Source organism: Streptomyces sp. WI03-4A (genome assembly GCF_033792105.1).
Taxonomy (GTDB): domain Bacteria; phylum Actinomycetota; class Actinomycetes; order Streptomycetales; family Streptomycetaceae; genus Streptomyces; species Streptomyces collinus_A.
Genome location: NZ_JARAUO010000044.1, coordinates 44,866 through 66,851, shown reverse-complemented (window position 1 = coordinate 66,851; position 21,986 = coordinate 44,866). Strand labels below are relative to the sequence as shown.

Annotated in this window: 21 protein-coding genes; 10 read left to right on the top strand and 11 right to left on the bottom strand. The window is 74.6% G+C overall.

The window, feature by feature from the left end; all coding sequences use genetic code 11:
• Positions 1 to 253: 253 nt before the first annotated feature.
• From PV343_RS33045 to PV343_RS33030, 4 genes are all read right to left on the bottom strand, one after another.
• Positions 254 to 2,251, bottom strand: a complete 1,998-nt coding sequence (locus tag PV343_RS33045) for a glycoside hydrolase family 15 protein (RefSeq protein WP_319150729.1) — start codon at positions 2,249 to 2,251, stop codon at positions 254 to 256.
• Positions 2,252 to 2,271: 20 nt separating this feature from the next.
• Positions 2,272 to 2,706: a hypothetical protein gene (locus PV343_RS33040; protein ID WP_319150728.1), complete on the bottom strand. Its 435-nt coding sequence runs from the start codon at positions 2,704 to 2,706 to the stop codon at positions 2,272 to 2,274.
• Positions 2,707 to 2,747: 41 nt separating this feature from the next.
• The gene (locus tag PV343_RS33035) at positions 2,748 to 3,236 is read right to left on the bottom strand and encodes an SHOCT domain-containing protein (RefSeq protein WP_319150727.1); all 489 of its coding nucleotides are present in this window, start codon (positions 3,234 to 3,236) and stop codon (positions 2,748 to 2,750) included.
• A 145-nt stretch (positions 3,237 to 3,381) separates the two neighbouring features.
• Positions 3,382 to 4,056, bottom strand: coding sequence for an HdeD family acid-resistance protein (locus tag PV343_RS33030; RefSeq protein ID WP_319150726.1), 675 nt, complete (start codon positions 4,054 to 4,056; stop codon positions 3,382 to 3,384).
• 238 nt (positions 4,057 to 4,294) lie between these two features.
• On the opposite strand from PV343_RS33030, the gene PV343_RS33025 reads away from it, so the two are divergent.
• Complete coding sequence (locus tag PV343_RS33025; protein WP_319150725.1) at positions 4,295 to 5,737, top strand: DUF2252 domain-containing protein; 1,443 nt, start codon at positions 4,295 to 4,297, stop codon at positions 5,735 to 5,737.
• 14 nt (positions 5,738 to 5,751) lie between these two features.
• On the opposite strand, the gene PV343_RS33020 is transcribed toward PV343_RS33025, so the two are convergent.
• The 3 genes from PV343_RS33020 to PV343_RS33010 form a co-directional block, all read right to left on the bottom strand.
• Positions 5,752 to 5,949, bottom strand: coding sequence for a hypothetical protein (locus PV343_RS33020; RefSeq protein WP_020943130.1), 198 nt, complete (start codon positions 5,947 to 5,949; stop codon positions 5,752 to 5,754).
• Positions 5,950 to 6,077: 128 nt separating this feature from the next.
• On the bottom strand, positions 6,078 to 8,747 hold the full coding sequence (locus tag PV343_RS33015; RefSeq protein WP_319150724.1) for a LuxR C-terminal-related transcriptional regulator: 2,670 nt from the start codon (positions 8,745 to 8,747) through the stop codon (positions 6,078 to 6,080).
• A 191-nt stretch (positions 8,748 to 8,938) separates the two neighbouring features.
• Positions 8,939 to 10,303, bottom strand: coding sequence for a hypothetical protein (locus PV343_RS33010; protein WP_319150723.1), 1,365 nt, complete (start codon positions 10,301 to 10,303; stop codon positions 8,939 to 8,941).
• Positions 10,304 to 10,500: 197 nt separating this feature from the next.
• On the opposite strand from PV343_RS33010, the gene PV343_RS33005 reads away from it, so the two are divergent.
• The 3 genes from PV343_RS33005 (at position 10,501) to PV343_RS32995 (ending at position 12,203) form a co-directional block, all read left to right on the top strand.
• Positions 10,501 to 11,250 (top strand): GAP family protein, encoded by a 750-nt coding sequence (locus PV343_RS33005; protein ID WP_319150722.1) that lies wholly within the window; start codon positions 10,501 to 10,503, stop codon positions 11,248 to 11,250.
• A gap of 142 nt (positions 11,251 to 11,392) precedes the next feature.
• A complete protein-coding gene (locus tag PV343_RS33000; RefSeq protein ID WP_319150721.1) occupies positions 11,393 to 11,848 on the top strand; it encodes a DUF6325 family protein in 456 nt (151 codons plus the stop codon).
• Between the two features lie 22 nt (positions 11,849 to 11,870).
• Positions 11,871 to 12,203 (top strand): SHOCT domain-containing protein, encoded by a 333-nt coding sequence (locus tag PV343_RS32995; RefSeq protein ID WP_319150720.1) that lies wholly within the window; start codon positions 11,871 to 11,873, stop codon positions 12,201 to 12,203.
• A 24-nt stretch (positions 12,204 to 12,227) separates the two neighbouring features.
• On the opposite strand, the gene PV343_RS32990 is transcribed toward PV343_RS32995, so the two are convergent.
• The 4 genes from PV343_RS32990 to PV343_RS32975 all read right to left on the bottom strand — a co-directional run bounded on the left by PV343_RS32990 (position 12,228) and on the right by PV343_RS32975 (position 17,010).
• Complete coding sequence (locus PV343_RS32990) at positions 12,228 to 12,740, bottom strand: O-acetyl-ADP-ribose deacetylase (protein ID WP_319150719.1); 513 nt, start codon at positions 12,738 to 12,740, stop codon at positions 12,228 to 12,230.
• Complete coding sequence (locus PV343_RS32985) at positions 12,737 to 14,146, bottom strand: phytoene desaturase family protein (protein ID WP_319150718.1); 1,410 nt, start codon at positions 14,144 to 14,146, stop codon at positions 12,737 to 12,739. Before PV343_RS32985 ends, PV343_RS32990 begins: the two co-directional genes overlap by 4 nt.
• Before the next feature lie 88 nt (positions 14,147 to 14,234).
• Entirely contained in the window at positions 14,235 to 15,080 is an 846-nt protein-coding gene (locus tag PV343_RS32980; RefSeq protein WP_319150717.1) for an inositol monophosphatase family protein, read from the bottom strand.
• Positions 15,081 to 15,204: 124 nt separating this feature from the next.
• Positions 15,205 to 17,010 carry a gamma-glutamyltransferase family protein gene (locus tag PV343_RS32975; protein ID WP_319150716.1) on the bottom strand — a complete coding sequence of 602 codons (1,806 nt, stop codon included), beginning with the start codon at positions 17,008 to 17,010 and terminating at the stop codon, positions 15,205 to 15,207.
• A 229-nt stretch (positions 17,011 to 17,239) separates the two neighbouring features.
• Between PV343_RS32975 and PV343_RS32970 the strand changes: the two genes are divergently transcribed.
• The 6 genes from PV343_RS32970 (at position 17,240) to PV343_RS32945 (ending at position 21,946) form a co-directional block, all read left to right on the top strand.
• Positions 17,240 to 18,304, top strand: a complete 1,065-nt coding sequence (locus PV343_RS32970) for a biotin/lipoate A/B protein ligase family protein (protein ID WP_319150715.1) — start codon at positions 17,240 to 17,242, stop codon at positions 18,302 to 18,304.
• 206 nt (positions 18,305 to 18,510) lie between these two features.
• A complete protein-coding gene (locus PV343_RS32965; RefSeq protein WP_319150714.1) occupies positions 18,511 to 19,011 on the top strand; it encodes an SAV_915 family protein in 501 nt (166 codons plus the stop codon).
• Positions 19,008 to 19,307 carry a DUF6317 family protein gene (locus PV343_RS32960; RefSeq protein WP_319150713.1) on the top strand — a complete coding sequence of 100 codons (300 nt, stop codon included), beginning with the start codon at positions 19,008 to 19,010 and terminating at the stop codon, positions 19,305 to 19,307. Before PV343_RS32965 ends, PV343_RS32960 begins: the two co-directional genes overlap by 4 nt.
• The gene (locus PV343_RS32955; RefSeq protein ID WP_319150712.1) at positions 19,307 to 20,590 is read left to right on the top strand and encodes a WXG100 family type VII secretion target; all 1,284 of its coding nucleotides are present in this window, start codon (positions 19,307 to 19,309) and stop codon (positions 20,588 to 20,590) included. The genes PV343_RS32960 and PV343_RS32955 overlap by 1 nt, the downstream gene beginning before the upstream one ends.
• On the top strand, positions 20,568 to 21,122 hold the full coding sequence (locus PV343_RS32950; protein WP_319150711.1) for a hypothetical protein: 555 nt from the start codon (positions 20,568 to 20,570) through the stop codon (positions 21,120 to 21,122). Before PV343_RS32955 ends, PV343_RS32950 begins: the two co-directional genes overlap by 23 nt.
• Before the next feature lie 155 nt (positions 21,123 to 21,277).
• Positions 21,278 to 21,946 carry a hypothetical protein gene (locus PV343_RS32945; protein ID WP_319150710.1) on the top strand — a complete coding sequence of 223 codons (669 nt, stop codon included), beginning with the start codon at positions 21,278 to 21,280 and terminating at the stop codon, positions 21,944 to 21,946.
• Positions 21,947 to 21,986 lie beyond the last annotated feature (40 nt).

Below are 21,986 nucleotides of genomic sequence, written 5' to 3'. Positions count from 1 at the left end.
TCGCCTGCGACCGTGTGCTCCGGTCCTGGTCCGGGCCGATGATGTCACGCGAGCCGCGGACGCCGAGGAGCAGGCCCCCTCCGGGAGTGCGGCCGAGAAGCGGGTCCCTCCCGGAGGGCGGCCGGGCCAAGACATTCCGTCCCCGGCGACACTCCGGCCCCGGCCGTCATGGCCGGGGCCGGGGTGTCACGGCCGTCATGGCCGGGGGGCGGAGTGTCGCGGCCGGGCGGTGCCCGCCGGGGCGGATCACCGGTCAGCCGCCCCGGCCCCCGTTCCCGTCCGGGGTCGCACCGCCCTCCGCACCGCCGTTCCCGCTCCCGTGCTCCGCCCCGTCACCGCCGGACCCGGCGGTGACGGCGTCGGCCGCCTCCGCCGGTACCCGGAAGCCGTGGATCCCCGGGTGGCGGGTGCCGCCGGTCCCGGTGCGCGGCGTCGCCCGGGCCAGCTCCTCGTCCAGCGCCATGGCGGCGGAGATCAGGGAGAGGTGGGTGAACGCCTGCGGGAAGTTGCCGAGCTGCTCGCCCGAGGGACCGATCTCCTCGGCGAACAGGCCGACGTGGTTGGCGTAGGTGAGCATCTTGTCGAAGGCGTGCCGTGCCTGGGGCAGCCGTCCGGACCGGGCCAGCGCCTCGACGTAGACGAAACTGCACAGGTTGAACGTGCCCTCGGAGCCGCGCAGCCCGTCGGGCGAGGCGGCGGGGTCGTACCGGTAGACCAGGCTGTCGCTGACCAGGTCGTGGTCCATGGCGTCGAGTGTTTTGATCCAGTCCGGGTCGCGCGGGGAGAGGAAGCCGACGCGCGGCATGAGCAGCAGCGAGGCGTCCAGCACGTCGGTGTCGAAGTGCTGCACGAAGGCCTGCCGCTTCTCGTGCCAGCCCCGCTCGACGATCTGCCGGAAGACCATGTCCCGGATCTCCCGCCAGCGCTCCAGGTCGGCCGGGCGGGAGAACCGGGTGGCCGCCCGGATGCCCCGGTCGAACGCCACCCACGTCATCAGCCGGCTGTAGGTGAAGTTCTGCCGGCCCCCGCGGGTCTCCCAGATGCCCTCGTCAGGCCGGTCCCAGTGGTCGGCCAGCCAGTCCAGGACGTCGCGCAGCGCCTTCCAGCCGCGCACCGCGCCGATGTCCCCGCCGACCAGCAGGGCGTCGGAGGCCTCGCCGTAGATGTCGAGCTGGAGCTGGTCGGCCGCCGCGTTGCCGGCCCGTACCGGCCGTGATCCCCGGTAGCCCTCCCAGTGGTCGAGGATCTCTTCGGTCAGGTGGGGGTCGCCGTCCACCCGGTACATGATCTGCAACGGGTCGCCCGAGGCGGTGCCGCCGGCCTCCACGCGGTCGCGCAGCCAGCGGCGGAAGGCGAACGCCTCCGCCTCGAAGCCCAGGTCGATCAGGGCGCTGACGGACAGCGAGGCGTCCCGGATCCAGGTGTAGCGGTAGTCCCAGTTGCGCTCGCCGCCGACCTGTTCGGGCAGACCCATGGTGGCCGCCGCGACGGGAGCGCCGCTCGGCGCGTAGGTGAGCAGCTTCAAGGTGATCGCCGAGCGGTTCACCACTTCCTGCCAGCGCCCGCGGTAGGTGCAGGAGCGCAGCCAGTTCTGCCAGAACTCGCGGCACTCCTCGACGTCCTCAGCGAGGGCCTGCAGGGACGGGGCGGCCGGAGCCGCCGCGCCCTGGGCCGTGCTGGTCAGGACGACGGCGGCCGCCTCGCCCGCGTGCAGGATGAAGCGCGCGGTGACGTCGTCGCCGTCGGCCCGCAGCGGGATCCCGGTCGTCGACTGGACGTGCAGGTCGAGACCCGGGCCGTGCTGGACCGCCGTGTGGTGGTCGGTGAGCGCGAGGGTGTGCCGGGCGCGTCCGTAGTCGAAGCGCGGGCGGCAGACGAAGGTGAAGGGCAGGCTGCCGCGTACCACCCGGACGACCCTGACCAGGCGGTGCCGGTCGGAGGGCGTCGGGGAGTCGAGGGGCTCCATGAAGTCGGCGACCTCGCCGACCCCGCCGGGCCCCATGAACCGGGTGATCAGCAGGGCCGTGTCGGACAGGTAGAGCTGCCGGACCGACATGCCGTCCCCGGGCGGATGCTCCGCCGCCAGTTGGCAGTAGCCGCCGCCTTCGCTGTCCAGGAGCGAGGCGAAGACACTCGGCGAGTCGAAGCGGGGCGTGCACCACCAGTCGACGGTCCCGGCGGACGACACCAGGGCCGCCGTCTGGAGGTCGCCCACCATTCCGTGCTCCGCGATGGGCGGATACCGGTCCATGTGATCTCCCTCGTCCTCCGTTACGGGGCCATGGCCGTGTCGTCGTCCCGCCGGACCACGCACAGGGCCCAGATGATGAAGCCGGAGACGGCGACCATCACGACGGACCACACGGGGTAGTACGGCAGGGAGAGGAAGTTGGCGATGATCACCAGCCCGGCGATGCCCACGCCGGCGATCCGGGCCCACAGCGCGGGCTGGAACAGGCCGAAGCTGACGATCACCGCGATCACGCCGAGGGCCAGGTGGATCCAGCCCCAGCTGGTCAGGTCGAACTTGAACACGTAGTTCGGGGTGGTGACGAAGACGTCGTCCTGGGCGATCGCCATGATGCCCCGGAAGATCGACAGCAGCCCGGTGAGCAGGAGCATGACGCCTGCGAAGGCGGTCAGGCCGAAGGCCCACTGCTGGCCGGCGGACTCGGTCCGCGCGCGGGTGCGGTTCGTCGCGCTCATACGGCTTCCTCGATTCGTTGGCGTGGGTGGTGTGATGGTGCTCAGTGCGTGGACGAGGACGTGGGTGAGGCGGGCGGGGTGGGGGCCGTGCCCGGCTGCCGCGCCTGTCCGGCGCCGCTGAGGACCAGCTCCTTCGCCCTGCGGAACTCCTCGTCGGTGATGTCGCCGCGGGCCCTGATCTCGGAGAGCCTGGCGAGTTCGTCGACACTGCTGGTCGGGGCCGAGCCCTTCGCGGCCTCCCGGACGTAGGAGTCGAAGGCCTGCTGCTGCGCGCGCGCCTGCGCGATCTCCCGCTTCCCCATGCCGCGGCCGCGGGCGATGACGTAGACGAGGACGCCGAGGAACGGCACCAGGACGACGAAGACCAGCCAGCCGGCCTTGGCCCATCCGCTCATGTCGTCGTCGCGGAAGACGTCGAGAATGACGCGGAACAGCAGGATGAACCACAGGACCCAGAGGAAGAACCACAGCATCGTCCAGAAGGCGCTCAGCAGTGGATAGTCGTACGCGAGGTAGGTCGGTGCGCTCATTTCACTCCTCCGTTGCGGGGCTCCGGCCCGGCCGTGCGCCACGGGCCGCGGCGCGTTACGGCAGGCCGGTCTCTGCCGGTCCCAGCGTGCGCACGGCGGGTCGGGAGCGTCCTCACCCGAGGCGGGTGATCGTGGCGGCGCCGGATCAGAACGGCGGCCCTGAGGTGTCGGCCGGGGCCGGTCCGGGCGCCGGGTCCGGCGGGACGGCGGCGCGGCGCAGCGCGGCCCGCCAGGCGAAGGCGAGCACCAGCTCGACCAGGCCCAGCAGCACGAGCCACAGGCCGAGCAGCCGGGTCAGGGCCCGCGCCGACTCGGTGGGCAGGGCCAGCACCACGATCCCGGCGACGATGCCGAGCAGCGCCGTGACCAGGACGACGGCGCGGTGCGGCAGGTCCTCGGTGGTGATCGCCGCGTAGAGGGTGAGGATGCCGGACACCAGCCAGGTGAGGCCGACGATCAGCGACAGCGCCGCGACGGTCTGCATCGGGTGGCGCAGGCAGAGCACCCCGGCCAGGACGAACAGCACTCCGATGGAGACGGCCGCGAGCCGTTCGCCGTGTCCCTCCCGGCCGAAGGCCGTGACGAACCGGAACGCGCCGGCGAGCAGCAGGTACAGGCCGACTATGACGGCCAGGATGTGCAGCGTCTCGTCGGGCCAGACGAGGATCAGCACCCCGGGTACGAGCGTGACGACGGCCGAACCCAGGATCCAGGTCCACGAGCGGGCGACGGCCGCCACGGCGTCCCCGGGGGCGGTGCCCGTCCCCGGGGACTGGTGCGACGGTCCGGTACGCGGTGCCGGACCACGCGACTCGGTCATGGCTCCTCCTCGCGTGATCGAACGGGCCGCTTTCGGACCGCCGGCGGGGGCGGCGTGCGCGGACCCCTCACCCGCACAGCGTCGCGCGCTCCCCGGGTGCGGCGGGTCACCCCCCACGGGTGATCCCTCCGGCCGCCCGTGGCGGTGGGGTTGCTGCGGGGGCGGACCGCGGCCCGCCCGCCCCCGTGCGGGCCGGGACCCCCGGCGCCCGGCGGGCCGCCGGACAGGAGCGTGCATGATGACCGCACCGAGTGCCCTCACCGTCGCCTCACCGGTGGCCGACCGGGTGGCCCACGGCAGGAACGCCCGTGCCCGGGTGCCGCGTTCGGGTCACGCGGAGTTCGCGCCCACGCCCCAGCGCACCGACGTGGTCGAGGTGCTGGAGCGTCAGTCGGCCACCCGGCTGCCGGAGTTGGTGCCCGTCCGCTACGCCCGCATGCTCGAATCCCCCTTCCGCTTCTACCGGGGGGCGGCCGCGGTCATGGCGGCGGACCTCGGCGCCCTGCCCGACACCGGGCTACGGGTCCAACTGTGCGGAGACGCCCACCTGTTGAACTTCCGGCTGCTGGCCTCCCCGGAGCGCCGTCTGGTCTTCGACATCAACGACTTCGACGAGACGTTCCCCGGGCCGTTCGAGTGGGACGTCAAGCGGCACGCGGCCAGCTTCGTCATCGCGGCGCGCGCCAACGGGTTCCCGGCCGCGAAGCAGGACGGGGCGGTGCGCGCGTGCGTGCGGGCGTACCGGGAGCGGATGCGGGAGTTCGCCGGCGCCCGGGTGCTCGACGTCTGGTACGCCCAGGACGACGCCGACCGGATGCGGGAGCTGCTGGCCTCCTCGATGGACCGGGCGGCCCGCCGCCGCACGGCCGAGGCGGCGGCGCGCGCCCGCTCCCGCACCCATCTGGAGGCGTACGCCAAGCTGACCCGGCTCACGCCCGAGGGCCGGCGGATCGCGGCGGACCCGCCGCTGATCGTGCCGCTGCGCGAGCTGCGCGACGGCCTCCCGGCCGCGGGGAGCGGGAAGCACCCCGGGTACGGCGCGGACGCCGAGGACAAGGAGCTGCGGACGGTGCTGGAGGGGTACGCCCGCTCGCTGCCCGCGGACCGGCGGCACCTGCTGCGCCACTACCGTCCGGTGGACGCGGCACGCAAGGTGGTGGGCGTCGGCAGCGTCGGCACCCGGTGCTGGATCCTGCTCCTGCTCGGGCGGGACGACGACGATCCGCTGCTGCTCCAGGCCAAGGAGGCGCAGGAGTCGGTCCTCGCGGCACACGCGGGCGGCGAGCGGTACGACAACCAGGGCCGCCGGGTGGTGACCGGGCAGCGGCTCATCCAGACGACCAGCGACATCTTCCTCGGCTGGACCCGCGTGGTGGGCCTGGACGGGCGAGGCCGGGACTTCTACGTGCGCCAGCTGCGCGACTGGAAGGGCATCGCCCGCCCGGACACCATGGACCCGGACCTGCTGCATCTCTTCGCCCAGGTCTGCGGTGCCTCGCTGGCACGGGCCCACGCGCGCTCGGGGGACCCGGTGGCCATCGCCGCCTACCTGGGACGCGGCGACCGCTTCGACCGGGCGCTGACCCGGTTCGCGCAGGCGTACGCCGACCAGAACGACCGCGACTTCGCGGCGCTGCGCGAGGCGGTACGGACGGGCCGGGTGCGGGCCGCCGAGCTGTGACGGCGGGGCGGGGCTCACTCCGGCAGTTGCCGCATCTCCACCACCCGCAGGCCCAGCGACTGGCAGCGGATCAGCAGGCCGTACAGGTGCGCCTCGTCGACGACGGGCCCGAACAGGACCGTCTGGCCGGACATCATGACGTGCTCCAGCTCCGGGAAGGCCCTGGTGAGGGTCTCCGACATGAGTCCATCGACGCGGATCTCGTAGCGCATGTCCCGTTCTCCCGCCGCGGGCCGGCTGCGGTCTCGTCTACGAGACTGCGCCGCGCCGGGGCGGCGGACCTCACCCGGCACAGGTGAACCGGTCGCGGACCCCCCGGTCGGGGGCGGCGAGCCCGGGGTCACAGGATCCCGCGCTCGCGGGCCCGGCGGACCGCGTCGGCGCGCCGGTTCACGCCGAGTTTCCGGTAGACGCTCTTGAGGTGCGTCTTCACCGTGTTGACCGAGACGTACAGGTCGGCGGCGATCTCCTCGGTGGACATCATCTGCGCCAGCCGCCGCAGCACCTCGCGCTCGCGTCCGCTCAGCTCCTCGACGACCAGCGTCGCGGGCTCCGCGGCCGTACCCGGTCCGGCGTGCGGCGCCGTTCCGCCGGGGGTGAGCCAGCCCGCGGCCAGCGCCTGGAGGGGCGGCGCGTCCAGCAGGTGGCGGATGCGCGGCCCGGCGTCGAGGAAGGGGCGGCGCAGGTGCTCGCGCCGCGCCTCCAGCAGGGCCCGGGCGAGCAGCTTGCGGGCGGTGGCCACGTCGCCCGCCTCGTGGGCGGCCCGCGCGCGCACCAGCGCGGCCCGGACCGTCACCCCCGGGCCGGTGCGCCCTGGCGGGCGCAGCCCGTCGAGCAGCTCGATCGCGGCGTCGCGGTCCCCGGCGGCGAGCCGGGCCCAGGCGATCTCCGCCACGAACGCGGGCTCCCCCTCGCAGGACACGTCGTCGAGCACCTTCGCGGCGCTGTCCGGCCGGCCCTCGGCCAGATGGGCGGCGGAGGCGGCCAGCGCGGTGTGGGCCTCGGCCCAGGGGGAGGCCACGAGGGCCGGTACGGCCAGGTCGGCCGCGGCCGCCGCGGCCCCGGGCTCGCCGCGGGCCAGCAGCAGCCGGGCCGTGGCGAGGGACCGGCCGGCGGCGGTCACCGGGTCGGGCGGCCCGGTGCCGGGGCCGGGCGCCTCGTCCAGCAGGGTCTGGGCCTGCCCGAGGTCGTCCCGGTCCACGGCCACGGCCGCGAGCACCAGCTGCCCGAGCCCGGATCCGGGGGGATGGGGCAGCCCGAACTGCTCCGTCTCGCTGAGCGCCGCCCGCGCCTTGCGCTCGGCCCGGCCGAGCCAGCCGTTCAGGTAGTCGATCAGGGCCAGGTGCCCGAGGGAGTCCTCGCGGGGCAGCGCCGTGGAGGCGCCGCCGGGGCACCCGGCCGCCTCGGACAGGGCGGTGCTCGCCTCGTCGAGGCGGCCGGCCCACAGCCGGGTCGAGCCCAGGTGGGTGAGGAGCAGGGCGATGAGCTCGGGGTGCTTGTCGAGGAGCTGGGCGGGGACCTCGCCGCGCAGTTCCTCGGCCGTCGCCAGGGCCGCCTCGGCCCGCCCCGGCGCACCGGTGAGCCGGGCCACCAGGGACTCCAGCAGGACGCAGCTGAGCCGTCCTGCCGCGTCGGGCGCCTGCGCGGTCATGTGTTCCTCGGCCCGGCGCAGATGGGCGAGGCCGCGGTCGACGTCGCGGTCGGACAGGTCGCGGGCCGCGCGCACCAGGTCCGCCGCCGTGCCGGTGACCTCGGGTCCCATGTGGGAGAACAGCTCGGCGAGGTCGTCCGCGCGCAGGCCGGTGAAAAGCTGGCCGATGGCGAGGTCGTCGACGAGGGCGCGGGCGGTGAAGTCCCAGTCGCCGGCGGCAGCGCCGTGCCCGAGGGCCTCGGGCAGGCAGCCGGAGGCCCGCAGCCAGCGGGCGGCCCGCCGGTGGAGTTCCGGTTCGAGCCCGGGCGAGCGGACCCGCAGATGGGCCCGGAGGATCTCGCCGAACAGCGGGTGCAGCCGGTACCAGGAGTGCCCGAGGTCCTCCACGAACGCGTTCTGGCCGTGCAGTTCGGCCAGCACGGACTCGACCCCGTCACGGCCGGTCAGCGCGGTCACCAGGTCGGGGCAGAAGCGCTCGACGACGCTGACCCTCAGCAGCAGGTCCTGGGTGTGGGGCGGCTGCCGCTTGAGCACCTCGGCGAGCAGGAAGTCGGCGACCGTGCTGCGGCCCGCCTCGAAGTCCTTCAGATAGCCCTCGGGATCGGGGTCCTCCTGGGCGGCCATCGCGCACAGGCGCAGGCCGGCGGCCCAGCCCCGGGTGCGCTCCACCAGGGCGCGGGTGGCCTCGGCGGTGAGCCGCAGTCCGTGCAGGTCGAGGAACTCGGCCGCCTCCTCGGCGGTGAAGGCCAGTTCGGCGTCCCGGATCTCGGTCATGGTCCCGGCGGTCCGGTAGCGGTGCAGCGGCAGCAGCGGCTCGGTGCGGGTGACGAGGATCAGCCGCAGTCCCGCGCCGGCGTGCTGGAGGACGAACTCCACCTGTTCAGCCGTGCCCGGGGTGGTCACCCGGTCGAACTCGTCGAGGACGAGCACGGCGGGCCGTTCCAGGCCGCTCAGCTCGTCGGCGAGGCGGGCCAGCAGCCGGTGGTCGACGCGGTGGGCGTCGGCGGGGCAGCCGACCTCGGCGGACAGCGGTACGCCGGCGGCGCGCAGGGCCTGCAGCACATAGGCCCAGAACATCCCGCCGCCCTGGTCACCGGCCTCGTTGGTGAACCAGGCGACCGGCTGCCCGAGCCGGGCGGCCCAGTCCGCGACCAGCAGGGTCTTGCCCGCCCCGGCCGAGCCGTTGACCATCGTCAGCGGCGTCTCCAGGGCGCGGTCCAGATGTGCGGCGAGCCGCGGGCGGCGCAGGAAGGTCGCCGGCCGTACCGGCAGGGCGAACCGCGTCTGCAGGTACGGCTCCCCCAGCGGATCGACGTAGGCCGCGGCCGGTTCCCGCGTTCCGTCGTGCTGTGCACCCACAGGTCACCACCCCTGTCCCTCGGGCCATGGACGGCGCACTACTCGATCAGCATCGCCGATAACGGCTCGGTTCGCACAGGGACGATCGGGCCGGCCGTTCGCCCCTTGCGTCCCTTCCGTCCCGCCGGGTCGCGGGGTCGCGGGTCACCGCTCGCCGGGGGCCGGCTTCGGGCCCGTCCCGCCGGCCGGCGTCAGGCCCCGTCCCGGGGCGTGCCCGGTGCGGTCCGGCGGGCCGCGTCGAGCTGGGCGCGGCCGCCGGCCGCCAGCAGGGCGAGCACGGCCAGGACGGCGAGCAGGACGAGGACCAGCAGCAGGACGGTGAGGACCGTCGGGTGGTTCCAGAGCGCGAAGACCAGGGCGATGATCAGCAGGACGCCCAGGGCGGCGGCCCGGCGGTAGGCCAGCGCCCAGGCGCCGACGCGGCCGGTGGTCACGTGGTGGGCGGCGGCCCAGCGGGCGGCGGAGTCGGCGGTCCGGTCGGAGGTGCCGCGGACGGCCACCGGCAGCCGGCCCGGCCCGACGAAGTAGGCGCCCAGCGCGATGACCACGCCGAGGACGATGCCCGTGCGCAGGCTGACCCGCAGGAAGCGCAGCAGCGTGTCGAAGACGGCCGAGGCCGCCGCCTTGGACTGCACCTGGGGCGGCAGGTGGTCGAGGTAGTAGTGGCGGCCCACGACCAGGGCGACGGCCACCACCAGACAGGCGAAGGCGGCGCCGAGCGCGGTGCGCGCCAGGGCCCGGCGCCGTCCGTGGGCCAGGAACACCCCGGCGACGCCGAGGAGGACGACGATCACCGGGAACCAGTTCCCGACGATGTCGAGGAGGCGCGCCCCCTTGCGGAACTTGGCGAGTTCGTCGGACTGGAACAGCACCAGTTGCTTGTTCACCTGGGGGATCTTGGCGGCGGGTTTCAGGCCCGCGTCGACCAGTTGCTGTTTGACCCGGTCGACGGCCGTGCCCACGTCCAGGGTGACCGTGCCGTCGCTGACCCCGACGGCACCGCGGCCCTTGCCGGTCAGGGCGTGCACGACGGCGTTGTGGGCGGCGCGGTTGGCATCGGTCCACACGGTGGCGAAGGCGCCGCTGTCCACCACCCTGGTGGCGATCTTGGTGACGGCCTGGTCCACGGCGGAGTCGATCTGCGGCCCGAGCCGGCTGAGCGCGTCGGCGGCACGCGGCGGCAGGCCCTGGGACTGCAGCCAGGAGGCGATGTCCCCGGCGACCTGCGGGCCGTTCACGTGGGCGCCCACGGCCTCGGTGATCCGGTGGACCGCCGCGTCCTGGACGGCCGGGTCGGTGGCCAGCGGCTCGACCGTCGCCACGTAGCGGTCGGTGTCGAGCGCGATGTCGTGCACCCAGGTGGCGAGCAGCGCGACGGGGACGAGGATGCAGGTCAGCACGATCAGCACGGCGGAGGCGGTGCTCCGCGCGACCCGTCCGGCGGCCCCGCCCCCGTGCGGCCGGTCCCCGCCCGCGCCGGTCCCGCCCCTGGTACCGGGTGCCGTGGCGGCACGTTCTTCCGGGCCCGGGGACTCGGGGACGGGCGGCTGGGTCACGGGGCCCTCCGGCGCGGTCGGTGGCGGAACAACTCCCATTTCCTCAGCACCCCGCCCGCCCCGCGCGCCGGACGGACCCGGACGGGCGACGCCGGGGTGTGCGCCTGCGCCGCGCGCGTCCCCCCGTGGCCGCCACGAAATGTCGTCCGCACGCGTGCTGCTTACGCTCGTGGTGTCCCGACCGGTTGGGGTTCCCCATGGTGCTCGACCTGCTGCTCATCGCCCTGGCGATCACGCTCGACCCGCTGCCCCTCATGGCCTTCGTACTGGTGGTGGCGTCGACCGGCGGGGCGCGCAAGGGGCTGGTCTTCCTGCTGAGCTGGCTGGCCTGTCTGGTCCTGGTCATCGGCATCGTGCTGCTCCTGACCGGTGGACAGCCGCCGCCCCCGAGGTCGTCGCCGTCCGCGGCCGCGCTCGGGGTGAAGCTGGCCGTCGGGGTGGCGCTCGTCGTCTACGGCGAGCACCGGCGCCGCCGGCTCGCCGCCGTGCGGGCCCGCGGCGGGGCCGTACCGGAGCCGGGGACGGAGGCCACCCCGGGCGCGCCGTCCCCGACGGCCGCGGCCGTCGGGACGGGCGACAGGGCGGACGACGGGGCGTCGTCCGCGAGCCTGACCAGGGAGATGGACCGCACCACGGGCTGGGCCGCGGCGGGACTCGCGGTGCTCCTGCAGCCCTGGGGCCTGGTCGCGGCGGGCGCGACGACGGTGGTGGAGGCGGACACGTCCCACCTCGCCGGCTGGTTCGCCCTGTTCGCCTTCTGTGTGGTCGCCACCGCGAGCCTGCTGGCCGTCGAGCTGTACGTGGTGTTCTCCCCGACGGCGGCGAAGGCGCGGCTGCTGGCCCTGCGCGCGTGGATGGAGCGGCACTCGGAACAGGCGGTGGTGGCCCTCTGCCTGCTGCTGGGCTTCTGGCTGGTGGGCAAGAGCATCTACCAGCTGACCGGTTGACCCCCGCCCGGGACGGACGTGCGAGGCCCTGCGCCCCGTGCTGGAATGGCTCTGGAGGCCGACCGGGCGTGGGGCGCCGACGGTGAGACCGGCCGTGCGGGACACGCTTCCGGTGACACTGTCCGGCTCCCGAGGAGTGCTCATGGACGTCGAAGAAATGGGACCCGTCGACTACCTCGTCATCGAGTTCCCCGGCAACCGCATGACGGGCGAGGCGTTCCCGCTGCTGGTCGATCTCGCCGAGCGCGGCATCGTCCGGATCATCGACCTCGCCTTCGTCCGCAAGGAGACGGACGGCTCGGTCGTCGCACTGGAGTTGCGGGACCTCGGCGACGAGATCGACCTGACCGTGTTCGAAGGGGCCTCGGCCGGGGTTCTGGACCAGTCGGACATCGACGAGGCCGGCAACGCGCTGGAGCCCGGCAACTCGGCCGCGGTGCTGGTGTACGAGAACCTGTGGGCCGCTCCCCTGGCCCGCGCGCTGCGGCGCAGCGGCGCCCAGCTCGTGGCGAGCGGGCGCATCCCCGTGCAGGCCCTGGTGGCGGCGCTGGACGCCACGGAGGAGACGGTGCCGCCCGGCGGCTCCGCGGCCGCCTGAACCCCGTGGGAGAGGACTGATCATGCCCGGACTGCTCAGGGGCGTCGCGCGTACCGCCGTCGTCGCCGGAACCGCCACCGCCGTGTCCAACCGCGTCTCCCGCCGGCAGGCGGGCCGCTGGGCTCAGCAGGACGCCGCACAGCAGCAGCAGTACGACCAGCAGCAGGCCGCACAGCCGCAGCAACAGCAGGCGTACGCACAGCAGCAGGCGCCCGCTCCCGCCGTGCCGCCGCCCCCGGCCGCCGACGAGATGACCGAGAAGATCGACCAGCTCAAGCAGCTCGCCGACCTGAAGGCGCAGGGGGTGCTGACCGAGGAGGAGTTCGCCGACCAGAAGCGCAGGCTGCTGGGCTGACCCGCCGGGCGGCGAGCCCGTGCGTCATCGGCCGAGCTGTCCGGCGAACGTGTCGTACGCCTGCCGGTCGAAGAGGACGAACGTGACCTCCTCGACGGCGGTGTCCGCGGCCCGCACCGTCTCCACGGCGATGCGGGCCGCGTCGTCCATCGGCCACCGGTACACGCCGGTGGAGACGGCCGGGAACGCGACCGTGCGGGCGCCGAGTTCGTCGGCGATCCGGAGGGACTCCCGGTAGCAGGAGGCGAGCAGGCCGGAGCGGTCCTCGGTGGCCGACCAGACGGGGCCGACGGTGTGGATCACCCAGCGGGCGTCCAGATCGCCCGCCGTGGTGGCGACCGCCCGGCCCGTGGCCAGGCCCTTGCCGTAGTGGGAGGCGCGCAGCGCGCGGCACTCGGCGAGGATCGCGGGGCCGCCGCGGCGGTGGATCGCACCGTCCACGCCCCCGCCGCCGAGCAGCGAGGAGTTGGCCGCGTTGACGATCGCGTCGGCGCTCTGCCGGGTGATGTCGCCCTGGACGAGGGTGATGGTGGTCATGACTGTCTCAGCCTCCGCCACACGGCCTTGGCCGCGTTGTGTCCCGCCATGCCGTGCACACCGGGCCCCGGCGGGGTGGCCGCGGAGCAGATGAACACGGCCGGATGGGGGGTGTGGTACGGGAACAGGGTCGGCCGGGGGCGCAGCAGGAGCTGGAGTCCGGCGGCCGCGCCGCAGGCGATGTCGCCGCCGACGTAGTTGGCGTTGTGGGCGGCCAGCTCGGCCGGGCCCGCGGTGGCGCGGGCGAGGACACGGTCGCGGAAACCGGGGGCGTAGCGCTCCAGTTGGCGTTCCATGGCGTCCGTGAGGTCGCCGTCCCAGCCGTTGGGCACGTGCCCGTAGGCCCAGAAGACGTGCTTGCCCTCGGGGGCGCGGGTCGGGTCGGCCACGCTGGGCTGCACGGTGATCAGGAACGGCCGCTCGGGGGCGCGGCCGGCGCGGGCCACGTCGTGCAGGGCGGTGCCGATCTCGGCCTGGCTCGCCCCGATCTGCACGGTGCCGGCGCGCCGGGCCTCGGGGGCGGTCCAGGGGACCGGGCCGTCCAGCGCGTAGTCGATCTTGAAGACGCCGGGGCCGTAGCGGAAGCGCTCGTAGTAGCCGCCGAAGCCGGCGATGCGGGCGAGAGCGGCGGGTGAGGTGTCGAAGACGTACGCGCGCGCGGGCGGCAGGTCGTCCAGGCGCTTGACCTCGTAGTCCGTGTGCACGGCGGCGCCGAGGTCCACCAGGTACGCGGCGAGGGCGTCGGAGATCGCCTGCGAGCCGCCACGGGCGACGGGCCAGCCGCGGGCGTGCGCGGCCAGCGCGAAGACCAGGCCGACGGCCCCCGTGGCGATGCCGGTCAGGGGCGCGATGACGTGGGCTACGAGGCCGGAGAAGAGGGCCTTGGCCTTCTCGTCGTGGAAGCGCCGCATCAGCCAGGTGGAGGGCGGCAGTCCGGCGAGGCCGAACCGGGCCAGGGTGACCGGGTCGCGGGGCAGCGCGGTCAGCGGCAGGGACATGAAGTCCCGGACCAGCGTGTCCCACTTGGCCAGGAACGGCTCGACCAGCCTGCGGTAGGCGCCGGCGTCGCGCGGGCCGAAGGAGGCGGCCGACTCCGCGACGGAACGGGCCAGTACGGCCGCGCTGCCGTCCGGGAACGGGTGCGCCATGGGCAGGTCGGCGTGCAGCCACCGAAGGCCGTAGCGCTCCAGCGGCAGGGCGCGGAACGCGGGCGAGTTGACGCCGAGGGGGTGGGCGGCCGAGCACGGGTCGTGCCGGAAGCCCGGCAGGGTCAGCTCCGCGGTGCGGGCCCCGCCGCCCACGGTGGGCCGGGCCTCGAACACGGCGACGGAGAAGCCGCGGCGGGCCAGCTCCACGGCCGCGGTCAGCCCGTTCGGCCCCGCACCCACCACGACCACATCGAGCATCGACGGCACCTTCGGACCCCTTCGTCAGCCGATGGCCACTCGGCATCAGGATATGCCGCGGGGCCGGCGTTCCCCGGGACCGGGGGCCTCAGCCGGACGTGTGCAGCAGTTCAGCGACCCGGCGGGCGGTGGCGGCGTCCCGGGCGGCGGTGAACGGCAGGGCGTTGGCACCGGTCACGCGGAACGGCTCGCCGGTGAGGGTGAGGTGGGCGCCGCCCGCCTCCTCGACCAGCAGCAGGCCCGCCGCGTGGTCCCAGGCGGCTTCCCAGGAGAAGGCGACCGCGTCCAACTCGCCGCGCGCCACGGCGAGATACTCCAGGCCCGCCGAGCCGCACGGACGCGGGGCGACGCCGTCGGTCCACAGGGCGCGCAGTGCCCGCTTCTGGTCCGGGGTGGTGTAGTCGGGGTGGGAGGTGGCGACGGTGAGGTCGCGGCCGGGTGCGGGCGGGCCCGCGAACAGCCGCTCGCCGTCGAGGAACGCGCCCCGGCCGCGGACGGCGGTGGCGAACTCGTCGCGCACGGGCGCGTAGGTCCACGAGGCGAGGACGGTGCCCCGGTGGGCGAAGGCGACGAGGGTGCAGAAGCCGGCGTCGCCGTTCACGAACTGCCGGGTGCCGTCGACCGGGTCGACGATCCAGACCGGTGTGTCGCCCTGGAGCGCCTCGTACGTCACCGGATCGGCGTGCACCGCCTCCTCGCCGACCACCAGGGAGCCGGGCAGCAGGGCGCCGAGGGCCTCGGTGAGCCGGCGCTCGGCGAGGCGGTCGGCGTCGGTGACGAGGTCGTGCGGCCCGCTCTTGTGGTCCACCTCGTCCTCGGCGAGGTGGCGGAAGCGGGGCAGGATCTCGGCCGCGGCCGCCTTGCGGACGGCCTCCTCCACGTCGGCCGAGCGGTGCAGGAGAAACTCTTCGATGGTTTCCGTCTCTTCGATCATGCCCTCCATGAGAGCACGGGCCACTGACACTCCCCCCGCCCGGCCGGTGGCCGCCGGGCGGAATCGGGATGAAGAACAGGTGCCGCGGCCATCGTCGGCGGCTGCCGGTCGCTGCCGGTCGCTGTCAGCGGCCCACCGCGTATCCCTGCATGCCGCGCGGGTTGGCCGCGGCCGACAGGACGCCGGTCCGCGGGTCCCGGGCGACCGCGCACAGCCGGCCCTCCGACCAGCCGGGGCCGACGGTGACGTCGTGGCCGCGCCGCCGCAGCTCCTCGACCACGGCCGGGTCCGTGCGGGACTCCACGGTCAGGCTGCCGGGGCGGCGGCCGCGCGGGTGGAAGGAGCTGGGGAAGCTGTCGTTGTGCCAGTTCGGGGCGTCGATCGCACCTTGCAGGTCGAGGCCGCCGCGGACCGGGGCGCGCAGGACGGCGGCGAGGAAGAAGTGCACCTGCCACTGGTCCTGCTGGTCGCCGCCGGGCGTGCCGAAGGCCAGCACGGGGACGCCGTCGCGCAGGGCCAGGGAGGGGGTGAGGGTGGTGCGGGGGCGGCGTCCGGGGGTGAGGGAGTTCGCCAGGCCCTCCTCCAGCCAGGTCATCTGCAGCCGGGTGCCGAGCGGGAAGCCCAGTTCGGGCACGACCGGGTTGGACTGCAGCCAGCCGCCGCTGGGGGTGGCCGCGACCATGTTGCCCCAGCGGTCGACGACGTCCAGGTGGCAGGTGTCGCCGCGGGTGCCGCCGTCGGCGGCCACCCGCGGCTCGGCGACGGTCGACTCGCCCGCCCCCATCGGGTCGAAGCCGTCGTCGGAACGCACGTCCACGCGCGCGTGGACGTGGGCGGGCAGGCGCGGGGCACGTCCGCCGGGGCCGCCCGGGCGCAGCTCGTACGAGGCCTTGTCACCGATCAGGTCGCGGCGTGCGGCGTTGTAGTCGTCCGCCAGCAGCCCGGTGAGCGGCACCTCGGCGGCGTCGCCGTACCAGGCCTCGCGGTCCGCCATGGCGAGCTTGCAGCCCTCGACCAGCAGGTGGACGTAGTCGGCGGAGCCGTACGCGGGCAGTTCGGGCGGGAGCAGGGCGAGTTGCTGGAGGAAGGCCGGGCCCTGGCTCCAGGGGCCGGCCTTGCACACGGTCCAGCCGTTCCAGTCGTACGTCACCGGGCGCTCGTAGGACGCCGACCAGCCGGCGAGGTCGGCCGCGGTGAGCGTGCCGGTGTGCCGTGCGCCGCTGGTGTCCATGGTGGGACGCCCGGCCTGGCGGACCAGGGCCTCGGCGATGAATCCGGAGCGCCACACCTCGCGGGCGGCGTCGATGCGCGCCTCCCGGTCGCCGGCCCCGGCGGTCTCGGCCAGCAGCCGCTTCCAGGTGGCCGCGAGGGCGGGGTTGCGCAGCAGCTCCCCCGGCCGGGGCGAACGTCCGCCGGGCAGGTAGACCTCGGCCGACGAGGTCCACTCCGTCTCGAACAACGGGCGTACCGCCTCCACGGTCGCGCCGACCTTCTCCACGGGCGGGTGCCCGTGCTCGGCGTACCCGACGGCGTACTTCAGGACGTCGTCGAGGGACTTGGTGCCGTGGTCGCGCAGGAGCAGCAGCCAGGCGTCGAAGGCACCGGGCACGGCGGCCGCGAGCGGTCCGGTGCCGGGCACGAGATCGAGCCCGAGCCCCCGGTAGTGCGCGACGGTCGCGCCCGCCGGCGCCACGCCCTGCCCGCACAGCACCCGCACCTCACCGTCGCGCGGGGCGAGCAGGATCGGCACCTCCCCGGCGGGACCGTTCAGGTGCGGCTCCACCACGTGCAGCACGAACGCCCCGGCCACGGCCGCGTCGAAGGCGTTGCCGCCGTCCTCCAGCACCGCCATCGCCGACTGCGAGGCCAGCCAGTGGGTGGAGGACACCATGCCGAAGGTGCCCTGGAGGGTGGGGCGGGTGGTGAACACGGGTGTGCTCCTCTGCTCGGGTGCGGCCCGGCCGCGGGTGCCGGGACGGCTCGTCGCGGGCACGGCGACGCCGGCGGGCCCGGTGCCGTGGCCGGCCCGGCCGCTCCTCCGGCCCGGGGCGGCTGATCGTCCACGGCTCTGTCCGCGATGGTACGGACCAGGCAGCCGCCGGGGAACACCCCGGACCGCCCGCGCGTTGATCTTCTGCGGCAGGAACGGAGGCCAGGCTGTGCACGGTGAGTACAAGGTTCCCGGCGGCAAGCTCGTCGTGGTGGACGTGGAGGTCGAGGACGGGGTGCTGCGCCACGTGCGGGTGGCGGGCGACTTCTTCCTGGAGCCGGACGAGGCGCTCGACGCGGTGGACCGGGCGCTGGAGGGCGCTCCGGCGGACACGGACGCGGCGGGGCTCGCGGCGCGGATCGACGCGGCGCTGCCCGCGGGGACCGTGATGTACGGGCTGACCTCGGAGGGGGTCGGGATCGCGGTGCGCCGGGCGCTGGCGCGGGCGACGGACTGGACGGACTACGACTGGCAGCTGATCCACGAGGGCCCGCAGGCCCCGGCGCTGCACATGGCGCTGGACGAGGTGCTGACCGCCGAGGTCGCGGCGGGACGGCGGCCGCCGACGCTGCGGGTGTGGGAGTGGGGCGCCCCGGCGGTGATCATCGGCAGCTTCCAGTCGCTGCGCAACGAGGTGGACCCGCGGGGCGCGGCCCGGCACGGGATCGAGGTGGTGCGGCGGATCTCCGGCGGCGGCGCGATGTTCGTGGAGCCGGGCAACACGATCACGTACTCGCTGTCGGTGCCGGAGTCGCTGGTCCAGGGCCTGTCCTTCCAGGACAGCTACGCCTATCTGGACGACTGGGTGCTGGGCGCCCTCGCCGAGATGGGTATCCGCGCCTGGTACCAGCCGCTGAACGACATCGCCACCGACCAGGGCAAGATCGCCGGCGCCGCGCAGAAGCGGCTCGTGGGGCCGGGCGGCGGCCCGGGGGCCGTGCTGCACCACGTGACCATGTCGTACGACATCGACGCCGACAAGATGGTGGAGGTGCTGCGGATCGGGCGGGAGAAGCTGTCCGACAAGGGGACGGGGAGCGCGCGCAAGCGGGTGGACCCGCTGCGGCGGCAGACGGGGCTGGCCCGCGAGGCCGTCATCGACCGGATGATCGAGTCGTTCCGCGGGCGGTACGGCCTGGCGCGGGGCGGGGTCACGGACGCCGAGCTGGCGCGGGCGACGGAGCTGGCGCGGACCAAGTTCGCCGACCCGCGGTGGACGGCGCGGGTGCCGTAGCCGGTCGCCCGCCTGGCCGCAGGTTCAGCAACGGGTCAAGGGCTGCCCCGGCGCTCGCCAAGGGGTCGTATGGGTTCCGTGTACGTCCGGGCCCCGGCCCCGACATAGCCGGATTTGCCCCCGGGTCCCGCTGGCTACCGTGGTCGGGCTCGGCCGGGCCGAATCGGCCACGGCACAGACGGGAACCGCGGAAAGAGGTGACGGCGGTGGGGGCGCCGATACGTTCACGCCTGCTCGACTTCGTGGAGCCGGATCCACCGGGACAGCCGGTTCCCGGCCAGGAGCCGCCGCGCTCGCAGCTGCTGGACCTCGTGGCGGCGGCCCCGCCGCCGGACGCCGGCGCGGACGGCCGCGCCCGGCCGCGGCCGGGAGTGCCCGGGTACCACACGCCGGTGTGCGTGCCGGCGCATCCGAGGTCCGTCGCCGGGACCGGCACGGACGGCCGGCCCGCGCGCGTGCCCTTCATCGTCCTCGAACTGTTCGAGCATGCCGAGCACGGCGCCGCGGCCTTCGCGTTCAGCACCCCGCGGAAGCTGGCGGACGCGCTGGGCGAGGCGCAGCCGTGGGTCGCCGCCTCGCTCGGCCCGCTCGCGGAGAACGTGGCCGAACAGGGCGTGCCTGTGCTGCTCGACCCGGCGCTGACACCCGGGGAACCCCACTGGCGGCCGTCGGACGTGGCCGCCTACGCGCGGGAGGTGCGCCGGTGAGCGACTTCAAGGCGGTCTACGACGACCTCGCCGCGATGGCGAGAACGTTCCACGAGCAGGCGGGCGACTACCGCAAGCTACGCCCCGACGTGGCGCCGCCCGTGGCCGCCGGCGGCGACGCGGGCCTGGACTCGGCCGTCAAGGAGGTCGCGGACCTCATCATCGCGCTGCACGTCGGCATGGCCGACCGGATGGACGACCACGGGGACAAGGTCGCCTACGCCCGGGACTCCTTCCACCGGCACGACGTGGACGTCCACGGGGTGTTCGAGGATCTGATGGCGGGTGAGGGCTGATGGGTGACAGCTGGGTCGGCGGCGACATCGGCGGGCTGCGCACCATGGCCGAGACGTACAAGAACGCCAAGGACAAGCTCGACGACGTGGTCAAGCCGCTCAGCGGCGCGGTCGAGAAGCTGGTCGGCGACGCGAGCTGGAAGGGCGAGGCGGCCGAGGGCTTCCGCGCCAGGTGGAGCGAGGACGCGCTGGCCGCCGGCGGCTTCGCCGAACTGGTGCACGCGGCGGGTGAGATCCTCCAGACACTCGCCGACGCGCTGTCCACGTGCGAGACCTCGCTGCAGAACGCGCAGCACATCGCGGCCCGCAAGGGCGTGGCGACGGACCCCAAGGGCGCGCCGCAGCCGATCATGACGGCGTCCCCGCCGAGCGCGGACGACCAGAAGACCATCTCCGCGATGAACGAGTACGCCGCGGCGCGCGACGAGATCCTGCGCACCGCGCAGCACGCGCGGCTGGTGGCGGCGCAGCAGCTGCAGGGGCTGTACGACCACGTGACGTCGAAGGACGACTCGGTGTCGCCGGGCGACAAGGTCACCCTGTACGACGCGCTGCGCGGCCTGTACGCGTACGACGCCGAGGACGCCCGGGCGGGCGGCAAGGAGGCCCGCGCGCACATCGACTCGGCCAGGGCCGAGGCGCAGGCGGCCAAGAAGCAACTCCGTGCCGAGCGCAAGGTGTTCCAGCAGCAGGGCCGCAGGATGCCCGACGACCTGCCCGCCAAGAGCGCCTACCGCGACGCGGTCGACAAGGTCGGCGCGCTGGAGGAGGACATCGCCCGAGCCGACAACGGCAGCACCAAGCTGCCCTACGACCGCGCCCTGAACGTCAAACTGGCCGACGCCGCCGACGCGTTGCGGCTGGGCAAGGGCCTGGAGGCGCTGCCGGAGGCCCTGCGGGAGCTGCCGGTGCTGGACGTCGCGGCGGCCGCCGCGTGCGGTCTGATCGAGGCCAAGGACGACCACGACAAGGGCTGGTCCTGGCAGCACTCCGTGGTCGTCGACGGCGGGGTCGCCCTCGGCGGCCTGGCCGCCGGTGCGGCGATCACGGCGGCGCTGCCCGTCGAGGGCGCCGTCGCCGTCGCCGCGGTCGGCGTGGGCACGGTGGTCGCCGCGACGTCCGTCCTCGACCACGCCTTCCACGAGCACTGGAGCGAGGACATCCACGACCACGGGGTGGTCGGCGGTGTGTGGACCGGGACGAAGCACGTCGCCTCGGAGACCGTCGACGACGGAAAGCGACTGGTGAAGGATGTCTGGCATGGCGTCACGAGCATCTTCTGAGGCTCCGGAGCCCGGCTATTGCGTGCCGGTCCCGGCCCTGCCGCGGCTGGGCCGGACGTGGTACCGGCGCGGCGCGCCCTACTGGCTGCGCCGGGCCCGTACGACGGTGTTCGTCGTCCTCGCCATGGCGCTGTTCTCCCTGTTCGTCGCGGGCCTGTACGAGGGCGTCCGCGACCTGCTGCCGTCCTCCGCGCGGGTCGTGTGGGACGGCGTGCAGGCGGCCGCGTCCGCGGTGGCGCTGGTGTGGGGCGCGGTGGCGCAGCGCCGGGAGCACCGCGCGGCGCTGCTGGATCCCCCGGATCCGGACCGGACCCTGCGGGCCCGGCGTGACCACGAACGGCGGGTCCCGGGCCGGATCGCGCTGGGCCGCGGGCTCGTGCTGCTCGCCGCGCCCGTGATGCCCGCGGTCGCGGCCTATGTCGCCGGACGGCTGGCCGCCTGGCTCACCGTCCGCGCGTACCCGAGCGAGGTCGGCGCCCGCCGCTGGCTCGAGGCGCACGCCACCGGACCCACGGCCCGGCAGGGAGCATAAGGGGCATAGCGGTGCGTCGTGACCGGGGTGCCGTAACCGGCCGCGCACGCAGCGAGTTGACCCTTCCACCCCACAGGCACTCGTGTGACACTGTCGTCCCCGTCCACCATGCGGACCCCCCGCCTCCGCACCCCCTCCCCCACGAGAAGTGAGCCGTGCGTTCCCTTCCTCTGCCGCTCGCCCTCACCGCGCGTCTGACGCCGGTCGCCGTGCTGGCCTGTGCCGGCTGGGCGCTGACCTCGGGCCCGGACACGCCCGCCGCCGCGGGCGGTCACCGGCCGGCTCCGCAGGCCCCCACCGCGCAGTCCTCCGCCCCGTCCTCCACCGCGACGTCCAGGACGTACACGGGCGCCCCCTCGCCCTGCGCCGCCGTGCCGGCGGCGACCGTCAAGTCCCTGGTGCCGGGCGCGAAGACGGCGGGCAAGGAGATCCCCTCGACGGACACCGAGCTGCGCCGCACCTGCTCCTGGAACGCCCTGCAGGGCTACCAGTACCGCTGGCTCGACGTCTCCTTCGAGATCGCCGGCTCCGACCAGGAGGCGACCAAGCAGTACCAGCAGCGGGTCACCGAGAAGAGCGGCGGAGGCGCCGTCCCGGGGCTCGGGGACACCGGCTACTCCCTCGTGAACCTCACCACCGAGGACAAGCAGCAGACCCGTGAGGGCGTGGTCCTGGCCCGCCTGTCCAACGCCCTGGTGATCGTCACGTACAACGGCAGCGACTTCGAGACGAAGAAGGCGCCGAGCACCGACGAGATCAACAAGGGGGCCATCAAGGCCGCGAAGGCGGCCGTGGCCGCGCTGCGGGGCGGCCGGTCGGGCTGACGCCGGGGCCCCGGCGGCGCGCGGCCGCCGGGGGACCTCC